General features: G+C 62.3%; 14 protein-coding genes. 7 read left to right on the top strand and 7 right to left on the bottom strand.

What is annotated here, in order from left to right; translation table 11 throughout:
• Positions 1–134 precede the first annotated feature (134 nt).
• The 5 genes from ACZ5BO_RS02830 (at position 135) to ACZ5BO_RS02810 (ending at position 4,291) form a co-directional block, all read left to right on the top strand.
• Entirely contained in the window at positions 135–986 is an 852-nt protein-coding gene (locus ACZ5BO_RS02830; protein WP_464698147.1) for a MipA/OmpV family protein, read from the top strand.
• A gap of 34 nt (positions 987–1,020) precedes the next feature.
• On the top strand, positions 1,021–1,848 hold the full coding sequence (locus ACZ5BO_RS02825) for an acid phosphatase (protein WP_464698145.1): 828 nt from the start codon (positions 1,021–1,023) through the stop codon (positions 1,846–1,848).
• 13 nt (positions 1,849–1,861) lie between these two features.
• Complete coding sequence (locus ACZ5BO_RS02820) at positions 1,862–2,656, top strand: hypothetical protein (RefSeq protein WP_464698143.1); 795 nt, start codon at positions 1,862–1,864, stop codon at positions 2,654–2,656.
• Positions 2,657–2,735: 79 nt separating this feature from the next.
• Positions 2,736–3,122: a c-type cytochrome gene (locus tag ACZ5BO_RS02815; RefSeq protein ID WP_025128434.1), complete on the top strand. Its 387-nt coding sequence runs from the start codon at positions 2,736–2,738 to the stop codon at positions 3,120–3,122.
• A 32-nt stretch (positions 3,123–3,154) separates the two neighbouring features.
• Positions 3,155–4,291: a lysozyme inhibitor LprI family protein gene (locus ACZ5BO_RS02810; protein WP_464698141.1), complete on the top strand. Its 1,137-nt coding sequence runs from the start codon at positions 3,155–3,157 to the stop codon at positions 4,289–4,291.
• Between the two features lie 70 nt (positions 4,292–4,361).
• Here ACZ5BO_RS02810 and ACZ5BO_RS02805 read toward each other — a convergent pair whose 3' ends face one another.
• Entirely contained in the window at positions 4,362–5,057 is a 696-nt protein-coding gene (locus tag ACZ5BO_RS02805) for a tetratricopeptide repeat protein (protein WP_025128436.1), read from the bottom strand.
• 5 nt (positions 5,058–5,062) lie between these two features.
• Positions 5,063–5,728: a hypothetical protein gene (locus ACZ5BO_RS02800; protein WP_256244330.1), complete on the bottom strand. Its 666-nt coding sequence runs from the start codon at positions 5,726–5,728 to the stop codon at positions 5,063–5,065.
• Positions 5,729–5,832: 104 nt separating this feature from the next.
• Here ACZ5BO_RS02800 and ACZ5BO_RS02795 point away from each other — a divergent pair, with 104 nt between their 5' ends.
• Positions 5,833–6,693, top strand: coding sequence for a hypothetical protein (locus ACZ5BO_RS02795; RefSeq protein ID WP_464698138.1), 861 nt, complete (start codon positions 5,833–5,835; stop codon positions 6,691–6,693).
• Positions 6,694–6,761: 68 nt separating this feature from the next.
• Here the strand turns inward: ACZ5BO_RS02795 and ACZ5BO_RS02790 are convergent, their stop codons facing one another.
• The 3 genes from ACZ5BO_RS02790 to ACZ5BO_RS02780 form a co-directional block, all read right to left on the bottom strand.
• Positions 6,762–8,048 carry an OprD family porin gene (locus ACZ5BO_RS02790; RefSeq protein WP_025128439.1) on the bottom strand — a complete coding sequence of 429 codons (1,287 nt, stop codon included), beginning with the start codon at positions 8,046–8,048 and terminating at the stop codon, positions 6,762–6,764.
• A 239-nt stretch (positions 8,049–8,287) separates the two neighbouring features.
• Complete coding sequence (locus tag ACZ5BO_RS02785) at positions 8,288–8,677, bottom strand: nuclear transport factor 2 family protein (protein WP_025128440.1); 390 nt, start codon at positions 8,675–8,677, stop codon at positions 8,288–8,290.
• A gap of 27 nt (positions 8,678–8,704) precedes the next feature.
• Positions 8,705–9,400: a DsbA family protein gene (locus ACZ5BO_RS02780; protein ID WP_464698135.1), complete on the bottom strand. Its 696-nt coding sequence runs from the start codon at positions 9,398–9,400 to the stop codon at positions 8,705–8,707.
• A 261-nt stretch (positions 9,401–9,661) separates the two neighbouring features.
• Between ACZ5BO_RS02780 and ACZ5BO_RS02775 the strand changes: the two genes are divergently transcribed.
• Entirely contained in the window at positions 9,662–11,761 is a 2,100-nt protein-coding gene (locus tag ACZ5BO_RS02775; protein ID WP_464698133.1) for a TonB-dependent receptor, read from the top strand.
• Between the two features lie 186 nt (positions 11,762–11,947).
• Here ACZ5BO_RS02775 and ACZ5BO_RS02770 read toward each other — a convergent pair whose 3' ends face one another.
• Together ACZ5BO_RS02770 and aguA are read right to left on the bottom strand one after the other, a co-directional pair.
• Positions 11,948–12,148: a hypothetical protein gene (locus ACZ5BO_RS02770; protein WP_025128442.1), complete on the bottom strand. Its 201-nt coding sequence runs from the start codon at positions 12,146–12,148 to the stop codon at positions 11,948–11,950.
• A 247-nt stretch (positions 12,149–12,395) separates the two neighbouring features.
• On the bottom strand, positions 12,396–13,502 hold the full coding sequence (gene aguA / locus ACZ5BO_RS02765) for an agmatine deiminase (protein ID WP_025128443.1): 1,107 nt from the start codon (positions 13,500–13,502) through the stop codon (positions 12,396–12,398).
• Position 13,503: the final 1 nt, after the last annotated feature.

The following is a 13,503-nucleotide window of genomic DNA, read 5'->3' as shown; positions in this document are numbered from 1 at the left end:
AATCAGGCCAGCGTCTTGCGTCGCGGCTTTACAGGCCTGCATTCGCCTCAGATACCAGCACTTCCAAGTTGAAGAGTACTTATCAACTCAGGAATGGCTCTGCACTACAGAGTTCACACCCAAGGAAATGAACAATGACACTCAAAGATCATTCACATTCTTTCAGGTCTCCCGTGTTGTTCTCCCTAAGTGCAGCCCTTGCATTGATGCTGGTGCCGCCTGCCCACGCGGCCCCGGACGATTCAGCCGGTGCACCATCCGTGACGGTAGGCGGTGGCTTGGCTGTTGGCCCGCTGTACCAAGGCTCCTCCCACTACGCGGCCTTCCCTTCACTGAAACTCAAGGCGCTCATGCCCACCCAGGACTGGGGCACCTTTACCGCGGCGTTCCCCGAGGGCCTGCGCTGGGACTTGCCAGGGCTGGCGCCTTTCGGGGTGGCGCTGCTGATCGGTTATGACCAGGGACGCAAGGAGCGAATCCATACCCTGGACGGCCGGGATGACTACTTGAAAGGAATGGGCAACCTGGACAGCACCGCCCTGGTGGGGGCGGAAGCGTACTGGATCCTGCCGGCCGGCCGACTGTTCGTGCGCGGCCTGCAATCGACCCAGGACCGCAACTACGGTGGCGAAAGCCTGGGGCGCACGGCGTACCTGGAAGCCGGGGTCGCCACCACCTACCCGCTGTCTTCGACCTTGACCCTGGACTCGACGCTTTACGGCACCTGGAGCAACGAGAACGACATGATGGCGCGCTTCGGCGTCACGGCCCAGCAAGCCGCACGCACCCGGTTCGATGAGTACCACCCGGGGGGCGGAATGCGGGACGTGACCCTGAAGCTGGGCCTCACCTGGCAATGGCAACCACAGCTGGCGCTGGAGGGCGGCATCAAGACCTACGCCCTGGTCTCCGACGCCCGCGACAGCCCGCTGACCGGTGACAAGGTCGGGGCCGGGGCCTACCTGAACGCCTTGTACCAGTTTTGATAGCCGTGGTCATGGACAGAGAAGGAAGCGAGCGATGAAAAAAACACCTCAACCGTTGGCGGTGACGCTGTCTCTGGCCGGCTTGCTGTGGTCGGGATGGGCGCCGGCCGAGGAGGCTGCCACGAAAGTCACCGACCCTCACTTCAAGCTGGCACCAGGCTACCTTGACCCCGCTGACTTGCCCGTGCGCCTGGCCCTGCTCGGGGCCCCGCCAAAACCGGGCTCTGCAGCACTGGCGCGGGATGAAGAAGCACGGCGTGCGGCGCTGGCGCTGCGTGGCACAAGCCGCGAGAAGCTGGCGGCAAACGATGCGGAGCTGTCATTCCCCGGCCCGGCGAAAACCTTCTCTTGCGCAATGGGCACGCCGATCAGCGAAAACAGCACACCCCATCTCTATACCTTGATGCAGCGCACCCTGACGGATGCGGGTGGTTCCACCTACGCCGGCAAGAATGCCTACAACCGCACCCGCCCCTTCGTGGTGCATGACGAAGGGACGTGCCGCAAGGACATGGAGCCCCTGCTGCGCACGGACGGTTCCTGGCCCTCCGGCCACTCCGCCGCAGGCTGGGCCTGGGGCCTGGTCCTGGCCGAGATCAACCCGGCTCGCGCCACCGAACTGATGACCCGCGGCCTGTCATACGGCCAGAGCCGGGTCATCTGCGATGCCCACTGGCAGAGCGACGTGGACGCTGGCCGCATCATGGGGGCTGCCACGGTGGCCAGCCTGCATGGCAATCCGGCGTTCCTGGCAGACCTGGCGGCCGCGAAGGAGGAGGTCAAGGCGGCGCAACAGGCCGGTCTGAAGCCTGCCGAGGACTGCGCGGCAGAAAGCGTGGCTCTTGAGCTGACCCAGCACTGATCGGAGAAACAGCATGATCCACCGTGACCACCGGCCTTCAGCGTTGCCCCATCGGCACACCTGCCTGGCACTGCTGCTCGCTGCCTTGACGGCCGCCGGAGCCGGCCTGCCGCTCGTGGCCAAGGCAGCAGACGACGATGGCTGGCGATTCAACGGCGGCCCTTACGTGTGGGGCGCCGGGATCCGCGGGCACGTCGGCCACCGCAACACCGGGAGCCAATTCATAAAGTCCGACTTCTCGGACATCGCGCGCAGTGTCGACATGTCGGTGATGCTGATGGGCGAGGCACGGCGCGGCCCCTACAGCGTGCTCGCCGACCTGATGTACATCGACACCGACACCCGCAACCGGCTGCCCGCGAGCGTCCATGCCTCCAAGCTCGAAGTGCAAAGCAAGACCGCCTCGGGTTTCCTGGGGGGTGGCTACCAGGTGCTGGGGGATAACGACCATCGGTTGGACATCGCCGGTGGCGTGCGCATCTGGTACAGCAGCACCCGCATCACCCTGCACGGTGGACCGGCCAGCGGCCTGTCGGGCTCCGACCAGGCCACCTGGGCCGACGCGATGGCCGGCCTGCGCGGGCACTACGCGGTGAATGAGCGGTTCTGGTTGTCGTCCTGGGGCATGGTGGGCGCCGGCCAGTCGCGGGAAGACTGGGACCTGGCAGCACTGGCGGGCTGGGAGTTCCTGCCGGGCTTTTCGGCAGTGGCCGGCTACCGGGCCATGGGGGTCAATTATCGCCATGACGGGTTTGTCTACGATATTGTCCAGAAGGGGCCACTGCTGGGGATCAGCGGGCGCTTCTGAGCCTTGCATGGCAAGGCTCCCACCAGGCATGCGCTTCATGATCCAATAGCCGCCGACTCCCGTTGCATGCAGGCCGCCCATGAAGCCCATCGTCGTATCGATCCTGACCCTGTCGCTCCACTCCATGCTGTTCAGCGCCCCGGCCCTGGCCGGCGACGCTGAAACCGGCGGTAAGCTGTTCAAGCGGCTGTGCAGCGGCTGCCACAATATCGGGCCCTCGGTGCGCAGTTCGTTCGGACCGCAGCTCAACGGCATCATCGGCCGTAGCGCAGGCAGCGCCGCGGACTACCAGTACTCGACGGCGATGAAATCCTCGGGCATCGTCTGGACCCGGGAAAAACTCATCCAGTACCTCGAAGACCCGAAAGCCGTGGTGCCCGGCACCCGGATGATTTTCTGGGGCCTGAGCGATGAGGAAAAGATCGATAATCTGCTGGCCTACCTGCAAACGTTCCAGTCTCCCTGACCCTCTCCGCGCTTCCCCACAAGGATGTTTCGATGAAGTTACCCCTGCTGTCCCTGGCAGTCATGGGCCTGTCCCTGGCGGTGTTCGTGCCCGCTGTCGACGCCGCCGGTTTCGACTGCAACAAGGCCTCGACCCTGATGGAAAAGACGGTCTGCGACACTCCGAGCCTGTCCGCCAGCGACGATGAGCTGAACAGCCGCTACAAGGCACTGAAGCACTTGAAGGTGTTTCGCCTGTTGCAGGCGCGCTGGCTGCAGGAAGTGCGCGACACCTGCGACTCCAGCGATTGCCTGGCAGCGGCCTACCGGGCCCAGTTGAAGATGCTCGCGCCGCAACCGTTGCCGATCCCGCCAGCCCCGGCCAAGGGCCAGTTGCTGCCGCAGCCGCCCACCAGTCAGTACAGCCTGCTGGATCCCGACGGCTGGCAGCGCTATACCCTCGCCACCTTCAGCGCCGCGCCACCGCAAGGGGACCAGCAGATTGTCGATGCCCAGGTGATGGGCGGGGTACTGCATGTGGTGCTGTTTGTCGGCCAGTATCAACAGGGGCTGAGCGGCTATGTCGGCACCCTGTACGAGTACGTCGACGACCAGCCCGGCCTGCATCCCATCGCCCGGGATGTGCGCTTTGTCGGCTGGGCCCTGCCGGGGTCCAACGACCAGGGGCCGCGCTACGCCGGGATAGTCGACGGGGTGTTCTACTATCGCCAGCGCATCGGCGACGAACTGCAGCAGGGCATGAGTTATCGCCTGGGCTCGCGCAGTGCCCCCGAAGCCAGCCAACGGCTGTTCCAGTCGCTCTCCAACACTCAGCGCCACGCTTGGGCGCGGGTGGCGCAGAGCCTCAATGAAGAAAACTACAGCCTGTCCCTGGACTACGACCAGCAGAGCAACGGCACCTATTCGGAGAACGTCACCGAGCACAACGACGTCGAGTCGGGCTGGAGCATTGTCAACCCGACCTGGAGCGAAACCCGCCCGGTGATGTACTTCGACAACGAGGGGCCCAGGGCCTGTATCTGGCGGGTGGATGTGCAGCGCAAGCTGCTGTCCAAGATCGTCCCGGAACATGAGGCGATCTCGGCACGGCCGGTGGATATCCATGGCCGTGAGGCGGTGGTGTACCTGGAGGGCAACCAGTTGAAATTCGCCCTCAATCCCGACGACTGAAGGCCACGGGCGCCAAACGCCAGGGCTCGCGAACCGCCGAGCCCGGGCGTTTACCCGATCAAGGCACGACTCACGGCAGGCTGATCTTGTACTCGGCCAGCTTGGCCTGGTGCTGAGGCTCGACGTACTTCTGGTTCACCAGTTTGGCGAACGTGGCGAAGTCGCTGCGGGCATCATCGGTCAGGCCGAGTTTGTCGTAGGCCAGGCCCCGGTGGTAGAAGGCCCAGGCATAGTCCGGCTGTTTCAGCAGGCCGGCGCTGTAGGCTTCGGCAGCCTCGCGATACTGCCCCAAATCGTAGAGTGCCTGGCCCAGGTGATAGTAGGTCGGCATGTTGAAACCGGCGCCCTTGCCCGCCTCGCCCAGGTTGGCGTCGAGGTTGGACTGCACCAGTTCCAGGGCCTTTTGCGGGTTGCCCGCCTCGCGGTACAGGCGGCTCAGATCGAGCACGGCGCGGGCATCGGGCTGGGGCCCCAGCTCGATGGATTTCTCCTTGGCACTGATGGCTTCCGGATACCGCTTGAAGCTGGCGTAGGCATCGGACTTTAGCCAGTACACCAGGCTCTGCATGGGCTTGCTCAGCTGGTTCTTCTCAAGGCACAGGTCGGCCTCTTGCAGCACCACGTCAAATTTCTCGGCCTTGGAGGCCTGCCCGACCAGACGGCAATGGGCGTAGTTGATCTGGTCCTGGCTCTGCAGGCTGGCGCAGCCGGCCATGACCAGGGAACACAGGAGCAGGCTCAACCCGCGAACAGACAATGAAGGCATGGTTTTCAATCCAGCAGATGGGCGTTGAGGTCTGGGCGATACACCTGCAGCAGCGGCGCGGTAACCGTGCCCTGCAGGCTGCAGAAGATCGTGGTGCGGCCAGAGATCGGCGCGCTGGCAGTGCCTTTGTCGATGCTCAATACCCGCTCGACGAAACCGAATGGCGTAGCCACGCCACCGCCGGCCAGGCCTTCGGTGCGCCACTGCTGGATCGGGTCGCCGACACGGCGGATTTCCACGCGGGTCATTGCACTGCGATCCGCCCTCAGGCGCACGCTGTCCACCAGCAGCGGCTTGAGCGCTGCGGTCACGTCCTTGGGTTCGCCTTCGGCGACAAAGCCCCAGAACAGCAGGTTGCCCACCGACTTCAATGATTGGGCCTCGTTGTAGTAACCCACCAGGCGCACCCCCTTGATCACCAGCGGCTGTTCAAAGGCCTGGTAGCGACCGCCTTCCTGCAAGGGGTTGAGTACCTTGGGCGCACTAACCGGACCGTACTTGACCAGGCTCAGGGTTGCGGGCGGCGGCTGGACGGTGTTCAGGGCCTGGAAGAATTGCCCGTCGCAGCGGGAGAACTGGGTCAGCAACTGCTCGGGCGAGGTTGCCTGCTGGCCATGGGCAATGCTGGCGACGCCCAGCAGGCACAGGCCGGATAACAGGGTACGGAACATCGAAATCATCCGTGAAAAGAAAAGGGCCGGCGGACTGTAACAAGATTGATATCAGCCAACCAGTCGCCGAAAATCCCGACCTCGCCTCACCCTTCGGGACCGCCATGACCATGGAACTGCCACAAAGACTGCTCAAGATCCTCAAGAACAATCCCAGTTGGATCGGGCGTGTCTATGAGTCGTGCATCATTTCGGCGATCAAGCAGTTCGAACAAGAGAATCCACCGCTCGGCAAGCTCAATTACAGCCCCACTCAAAGACCCAGCAACTACCGAAGCAACGTGTTGTTCGATCCGGCCAGCGAGGACAATGGCGAGAATGATGTGGCGGATATCTTCCTCGGCTATCCCCAGCCGGTGCTTGATCGATACCCGAACATTCAAACCCCTGTGGCCGAGAACAAGGAGCTGTTTTGTCAGAGTTTCAGGAACGGCTGGGGGGTGGAAGTAAAAAGCAAGCAGGTACCTAGCACTGCGCAAAGGCTGTCCCTGCTCGCTCGCCGCGCAGAGCTGAAAACCCAGCTTCCCCTGGCACCCAAGAGCGCCTGGATGAAAACCTGGGACGCTCAGGAGTACCGCTGTGACCACGTCACACGGCGCTGGGCGGACATCTATGTCTATATCCTTTATCAACTGCATGACGGATACCCTGACTTCGACGGCATCAACGGGTGCGTCATTCTGGTTATCCCGACCATCATCTTGAACAGGCTACTGGCCGACCATTCCAGCCAGGCGCAAACAATCCAACTCGACAAGCTGATGAGTCTTCTGGGCCCTGACTACAACCAGTACCTGGTCTTCTCGGTGCAGGCCATTGCGCGCAAAGTCCTCGAGCTGGCCAACGATCACTGGAAGGAGATGATTGCCTACAAACATCAAGGCGACGTCTTGAAAAGGCAGTGGTACGAAGACACTTACCTGCCCTCTCAGGCGGCAATCAAAAAATGCAAAACCCAGGCATAAAAAAGCCCCGAACCAGTCGGGGCTTTTTCGTTGCAGCAACCTGCGCTCAGGTCGCGATCAAACGCTGATCAGAACACGTTGATCGGGTAGTCGACGAACACACGCAGCTCGTTGCCGCCCACGTTGTACTCGGAAGACTTCTGCGAAACGCGCAGTACCGAGCTGCGTACTTTCACGCTCAGGTCTTTGGCCGGGCCGCTCTGTACTACGTACTTGAACTGGTTGAAGATTTCCCGCTCGCTGCCGCCGGTGGAGGTCGAGGTGGTGATGTTGTCGCCACGTACGTAGGCCACGTTATAGGTCAGGCCCGGTACGCCGAAGGCGCCGAAGTCCAGACCGTAGCCCAGCTGCCAGCTGCGCTCGTCTTCAGCGTTGAAGTCGGACCAGTAGGAGTTGGCCAGGTAGATGGTGTTGCCGCCATCGCCCACGCGGTTCTGACCACGCTGGTAGCCACCGTAGGCATAGCCCAGGTTGCTGTCACCGGTGCTGCGCTGGTGCGCCAGGGTGAAGGAGTGCGGGCCCATGGCGTAGGTGGCCGCCAGGCTCCAGATCTTGTTGTCTTCGCCGCCTGCTTTAGCCTTCTGCGCGTAGGACTTGTCCAGCTCGGTACGGTAGCCGTTGAAGTCCAGGGTCAGGGACTGGTCAGTGGCCAGCGGGAATACGTAGTTCAGGTTGATGTATTGCTTCTTCAGCACGTCTTCGACGTCGGAAGCGTACAGCGCGCCCTTGAACTGCTCGGTGAACTGGTAGCTACCGCCCAATACGTTGATCGACTTCAGGCCACCACTGTCACGGCCTTCGGCACTTTTACGCGACTCGGCGGTGAAGTGACCTGCGTTCAGCTCCAGGCCCTTGATCTCCTTGGAGGTGATCAGGGTACCGGTGTAGCTTTCCGGCAGCAGGCGCGAGTTGTCGTAGTTCAGCACCGGCAGGGCCGGCATCTGGTCACCGTAGGTCAGCACAGTGTTGGAGAAACGGAACTTGACTGCAGCACCGGCCTTGGCCAGATCATCTGCAGCGCTACCGCTGTCACCCTGCTTGAAGAAGTCGATGCCGCCGGCACCGCTGCGACCCTTGCCGCCGTCCAGGCGCAGTGCGTACAGGCCGAAGGCGTCAACGCCCACGCCCACGGTGCCTTGGGTGAAGCCCGAGGAGAAGGTGCCGATGAAACCCTGGCCCCATTCAGCCTTGTCCGGGTTGCCATCTTTGTAGTCACGATTGATGTAGGCGTTGCGCAACAGCACTTTCAGGCTGCTGTCTTCAACAAAACCCTTGGCGTCGGCCTGGCCTTCAGCCATGGCCTGTGTAGCGCTCAAAATCCCCAGTGCAACCAAGCAGATCCGCTGTTTCAACATTTTATTTTCCTTATTACGGTTTGATGACGCGCTGTGGGCCCTTGTGGTTATGGCGCTTGAGCGCTCTTCTACCGTCGAAACAAAAAAGCCCGTCCGCGGGTGATCGCGACGGGCCTTTTATTATTCTGAAATATGGCTCCTGGCCACAGGCGTTGGGGCGAATCCTATCTGCGCCCTTAACAAGGTGTCAATTTCGTGAATCGTCTTTGAATAGCTGAAAATATTCTAAGAACCGCAGGCTAGAGCATTGCCAACTGCACACTGTGGCTGTCGACGAATTGTTCGAAGTGGGTGACCTTGCCGTCTTTCAGCGTCCACAGATGGGCCACGCGCACATCGATCGGCTTGCCCGAGGCGTTATAGATGCCCTGGTAATTGCCATAGGCGAACACCTTGTCGCCCTGAGCCACGTAATTTTCGACCTTGAAGGTGAAATCCTGCCATTCCGAACCCAGGCGCTTGAAGACATGCTCCAGCACCGCCTCGAAACCGACATAGGTGCCGGCATAGGGAAAACCCGCCGCCTCGGTCCAGCGGGCATCAGGGGCCAGGGCGGCCGCGGTGTTTCGCGCATTTTCCTGGGAGTTGGCACCTTCGTAGGTGCTTTTGATCAACGCTAGGTTATCCATGGGTGATTCCTCGCAGGTCAGGTGAGTTCAAAGTGCACAACCTTCCAGGCCACAAGCCTGGACCACGCCATCGTGAGGGCTCGAGTCCGCGCCCAGGGAGGTCTTCAGCCACTGGGCAAACGCCTCGGGTTTACCCAGCCAGGGGCTGATGTCGAGCAGTTGGAAGCGCCCGTCCTGCTCCAGAGCCAGGGTCGGGAAGCCTTGGCCGCCCACTTTTGCCAGCAGCGCCCGGCTGGCCTTTATATGCTCGTCCAGATCCCGGGCTCCAGCCTGATCGAACGCTTGCGCGAACGCCTCGGGCGCAAACCCCAGCTCCTGAGCCAGTTCCAGCAGCACTTCGCGGTCGGCAATCCGCCGGCCTTCCAGGTAATGCGCAGTCTGCAAGCGCCCCAGCAGTTCCAGGCCACGGCCGGACAGGGCTTGGGCCGCCAGCACCGCAGCAATCGGCGGCGCCGAATCGAAGACTGCCGAATGATCGCGCAGCAGGCCTTCGAAATAGGCCTGGCCGAAGGGCTGCCCGGTGTATTCGGCAATCCGCCGATCATGGGGCATGACGTAATCACGCAACTGCGGCGACACCGACTGACGATTGCGCCCGGTCATCATGCCGCCGGCGTGCGCCACCACCGGTACCACCGCCTGGGCGGCCTGCACCAGCGGCTTGGCGCCATAGCACCAGCCGCAAAGAGGATCGTAGATGTAGTGAAGAGTGGCCGAGGACATACAGGGCTCCAGCAGGATCTTGAAATTCGGTGAGGCCAAGACTAGGCCGCGGATGCCACGGGAAAAACCTCGATATGACTTTTAGTCTGTTTCTGTAACCGGTCGAATCGGGGGGCCTGGCTCCCGTATGCGGGCAATTACCAGAGAGAAACAATTCGCAACAATTGCGCAAGGGAACTTATACCGAATAATCAACATGAGCGAATATCAATCATTATCATTCGCACCCTCTAGATTTCCCTCCTCTCGGATGCGCTTCAGATGCCTGCCCATTTCCGCCTCACCCCCCTGTCTCTGGGTCTTTGTACCCTGCTGACCGCAGGTTTTGCCTGCGCCACCAGTACCACCCTGCCGACGACTTCCATCAGCGCCGAAGCCGAGGCCGACCCCGATGATCCACGGGTCAAGGAAATCAGTACCGCGACCCGTACCTCGACGCCAGCACGCTACGTGCCCCAGGCCATTGACACGATCAAGACCGCCAACGTGCTGGACTACGGCGTCAATGATCTGGGCAGAGCCCTGAGCGGCATCCCCAACGTCAGCAGCGGCTCCGACACACGCTTTGACAGCCTGCGAATCCGCGGTTTCGACGCCAGCAACGACTTCTATCTGGACGGTATTCGCGACGACAGCCAATACGTGCGCGACCTGCACAACATCGAACGCATCGAAGTGCTCAAGGGCCCGGCGGCAGTGCTCTACGGTCGCGGCAGCCAGGGCGGGATCATCAACCGGGTGAGCAAGTTGCCGGAGTTCGGCCGGCGCTCCAGCGTCGAAGTCCAGGGCGGCAGCCAGGACCTGCGCAGCCTGTACGCCGACCTCAGCGCCGACCCGGCAGAGAACATCAGCCTGCGCCTGAACCTGGGCAACGAGGACCGGAACAGCTTCCGCGACGGCGTGAGTGGCAACCGGCAGTTGTTCGCGCCCTCCATGAGCTGGCAGCTGACACCCGAGCTGAACTGGCTGGTGCAATACGAATACAGCCGCTACAACCGCACGCCGGACCGTGGCATTCCCGGAGTCAATGGGCGCCCGGCGGACGTCAGCCGCGACACTACCTACGGTGACCACCGCGACTATATCGATGACAAGTCCCAGTCCCTGCGCTCCAAGCTGACCTACGAGCTCAACGACAGCTGGCAACTGCGCCATACCCTGGGGGTGTTCAAGCTCGACAGCGATTTCGACAACACCTACCAATATGGCTACAACGCAAAAACCGCACAGGTGCTGCGCCAGCGCTGGCAACAGGACCTCAAGACCCGCAACATCTTCAACAACAGCGAAGTGGAAGGCCGTTTCGACACCTTCGGCCTGGAGCATCGCCTGCTCACCGGCATCGAGATCGGCAGCCAGCGCCGTGATCCGATCCTCTACAACGCCGCCACCTCCGGCCCCGGCAGCCAGGCCGTGCCCTCGGTGGACCTGTACGCGCCCAATCCCTACCAGAGCCACACGGGCCGGATGCAGGTATCCAGCAACAACCACACTGAAGTGCAAAGCCGGGCGCTCTATGTGCAGGACCAACTGCGCCTCAACGATCAATGGCAATTGCTCGCTGGCCTGCGCTACGACAACTTCGAGGTCGAGACCACCAACTGCAAGAACGGGCTCTCCGACAGCCGCGACAGCCACAGCGTCAGTCCGCGCCTGGGGGTGGTCTGGACCCCGCTGGAACACCACTCGTTCTATGCCTCGTGGAGCAAGTCGTTCGCACCTGTGGGTGGGGGCCTGATCGGCATCACCCCGAATGCTGCCGGCAACGGCAACGACCTGAGCCCGGAGCTGACCCGGCAGAAGGAAGTCGGGGTCAAAAGCGACTGGCTCGACGAACGCTTGAGCACCACCCTGGCGGTGTATGAGCTGGAGCTCTACAACCGCCGCACCACCGACCCGATCGACCGCAACATCACCCTGCTCACCGGCCTGCAACGCTCCCGGGGAATCGAACTGACCGCCAACGGCAAGCTCGTCGGCAACTGGTACCTGCGCGGCGGCATCGGCCTGCAGGACGCGGTGGTGGTCAAGGACAACAACGGTTTCGAGGACAAGCGCGTCAACAACGTGGCCAAGCGTAACGGCAGCCTGTTCATCACCTGGAAACCGGAGCTGGGCTGGTACGCCGAGACCGGCCTGACCCTGGTGGGCGACCGCTTCGCCGACAGCACCAACACCGTGGTACTGCCCGGTTATGGTCGCTGGGACGCCCTGGCCGGTTACCGGCACAAAGACTGGGACGTACGCGCGGCGCTGAACAATATCGCCGACCGCGAGTACTACAGCTCCGCCACCAGTGCGTTCCAGATTCAACCCGGCGACCCTCGCAGCCTGGTGGTCACCGGCAACTATCGCTTCTGACATCCGCCCTCGCCCTGCGGCCCTGCCGCGGGGTCTTTGCACGATGCTCGAGAGCAGCGCCCCCACGTACCGGGCACCCTGGCCGAGCCCAACCCTGGGTAACACCAGGGCGCTTCCCGCCAGTAACCGACAGGCAAAAAAAAGCGCCGCCCTCCCGGCAGCGCCTTTTGACAATCCGCTGTCTTTCTATCCTTTCACCACATCCCACAGCGCTTGCAGTTCCGCCTCGCTGAGCAATCCAGCGGGGTAGCGTTCAATGATGATCCGGCGCGGATCAGGTTCCCTGATCTGACGCGTTCCATTGGACTTCAACCATTGCACCAGAGCCTGCAACGACTCGTTATTCATTGCCAAGGGATGGGACGCCCGCTCGCTGACCATATTCATTCCAGCGCTCTCTCCTGGTTCCTGAGCGGCTTAACTTATCCAAGGTTTATGACAGAACAACAGAGTTCCACCCGTCTCAGAATGACCATTGGGCGGATACAAGAGCTGTGCCAATGTGTCCGGCACGCCGACAGGCGGCCCATGAAAAAGCCCGCAACCCATCTGGGCTGCGGGCTTGCTGGAAAGCCTCAGGCACGGGCCGGAGCCAATGCCGTCAGACCATCGACAAACGCTGTTACAACGGCACTCAAACCCGCTGTGGCGCCGGCTGCTGTTGGGTAAGGCAGTGAATGTTGCCGCCCCCCAGTAACAGTTCGCGCCCCGGCACCATCACCACTTCATGTTCGGGGAACAGGTTCTGCAGGATGGCCTTGGCCTGGGCGTCCATCGGGTCGTCGAAGCTTGGCGCGATGATCCCGCCGTTGACGATCAGGAAGTTCACATAGGAGCCCGCCAGACGGACCGAAGGGTTGCGCTCCTGGGTGCCGTCCACCGCATCGACGCCGGCACATTCTTCCTCGGTGGCATACAACGGCCCGGGAATCGGCATCTTGTGCACCTTGAAGGAGCGCCCCTTGGCATCGCGGCTGTTTTCCAGCACCTGCATGGCCGCCTGGCAACGGGGATAGTTCGGGTCCTGGGGGTCGTCGGTCCAGGCCAGCAACACTTCGCCCGGACGCACGTAGCAACAGAAGTTATCCACATGGCCATCGGTTTCGTCGTTGTACAGGCCGTCCGGCAACCAGACGATCTGCTCCACCGCCAGGTGCTCGCGCAGCACCGCCTCGATCTCTTCGCGGGACAGGTGCGGGTTGCGGTTGTGATTGAGCAGGCATTCCTCGGTGGTGATCAGGGTGCCTTCGCCATCGACATGAATCGAGCCGCCTTCGAGCACGAAACCCTCGGTGCGATACTCCTGGCAACGTTCGATCTCCAGCACCTTGCTGGCCACCTGTTCATCGCGGTTCCACGGTGAATACAGGCCGCCCTCGAAGCCGCCCCAGGAGTTGAACCCCCAGTGCACGCCGCGCACTTCGCCGCTGTCATTGATGACGAAGGTCGGGCCGGTGTCGCGTACCCAGGCGTCGTCGCTGGACATCTCCACCACACGGATGTTGGGGACGTCGAGGCGCGCCCGGGCGTTTTCGTACTGGGCCGCCGAGACCGCCACGGTCACCGGTTCGAAACGCGCGATGGCCTTGGCCACCGCCGCATGGGCGGCCTGGGCCGGCTTGCCGCCCAGGCGCCAGTTGTCCGGACGCTCGGGCCAGATCATCCAGGTCTGGGTCTGGGTCGCCCATTCGGCCGGCATATGGAAACCGTCGGCGCGCGGCGTGCTGTGCAAAGTGCTCATA

This window comes from Pseudomonas sp. FFPRI_1 (genome assembly GCF_055384485.1).
This window is presented reverse-complemented; position numbering and strand designations above follow the sequence as displayed.

Coding starts and splice junctions, on each gene's coding strand:
- ACZ5BO_RS02830 (WP_464698147.1), top strand. CDS start 135: ATGACACTCAAAGATCATTCACATTCTTTCAGGTCTCCCGTGTTGTTC.
- ACZ5BO_RS02825 (WP_464698145.1), top strand. CDS start 1,021: ATGAAAAAAACACCTCAACCGTTGGCGGTGACGCTGTCTCTGGCCGGC.
- ACZ5BO_RS02820 (WP_464698143.1), top strand. CDS start 1,862: ATGATCCACCGTGACCACCGGCCTTCAGCGTTGCCCCATCGGCACACC.
- ACZ5BO_RS02815 (WP_025128434.1), top strand. CDS start 2,736: ATGAAGCCCATCGTCGTATCGATCCTGACCCTGTCGCTCCACTCCATG.
- ACZ5BO_RS02810 (WP_464698141.1), top strand. CDS start 3,155: ATGAAGTTACCCCTGCTGTCCCTGGCAGTCATGGGCCTGTCCCTGGCG.
- ACZ5BO_RS02805 (WP_025128436.1), bottom strand. CDS start 5,057: ATGCCTTCATTGTCTGTTCGCGGGTTGAGCCTGCTCCTGTGTTCCCTG.
- ACZ5BO_RS02800 (WP_256244330.1), bottom strand. CDS start 5,728: ATGTTCCGTACCCTGTTATCCGGCCTGTGCCTGCTGGGCGTCGCCAGC.
- ACZ5BO_RS02795 (WP_464698138.1), top strand. CDS start 5,833: ATGACCATGGAACTGCCACAAAGACTGCTCAAGATCCTCAAGAACAAT.
- ACZ5BO_RS02790 (WP_025128439.1), bottom strand. CDS start 8,048: ATGTTGAAACAGCGGATCTGCTTGGTTGCACTGGGGATTTTGAGCGCT.
- ACZ5BO_RS02785 (WP_025128440.1), bottom strand. CDS start 8,677: ATGGATAACCTAGCGTTGATCAAAAGCACCTACGAAGGTGCCAACTCC.
- ACZ5BO_RS02780 (WP_464698135.1), bottom strand. CDS start 9,400: ATGTCCTCGGCCACTCTTCACTACATCTACGATCCTCTTTGCGGCTGG.
- ACZ5BO_RS02775 (WP_464698133.1), top strand. CDS start 9,662: ATGCCTGCCCATTTCCGCCTCACCCCCCTGTCTCTGGGTCTTTGTACC.
- ACZ5BO_RS02770 (WP_025128442.1), bottom strand. CDS start 12,148: ATGAATATGGTCAGCGAGCGGGCGTCCCATCCCTTGGCAATGAATAAC.
- aguA (WP_025128443.1), bottom strand. CDS start 13,502: ATGAGCACTTTGCACAGCACGCCGCGCGCCGACGGTTTCCATATGCCG.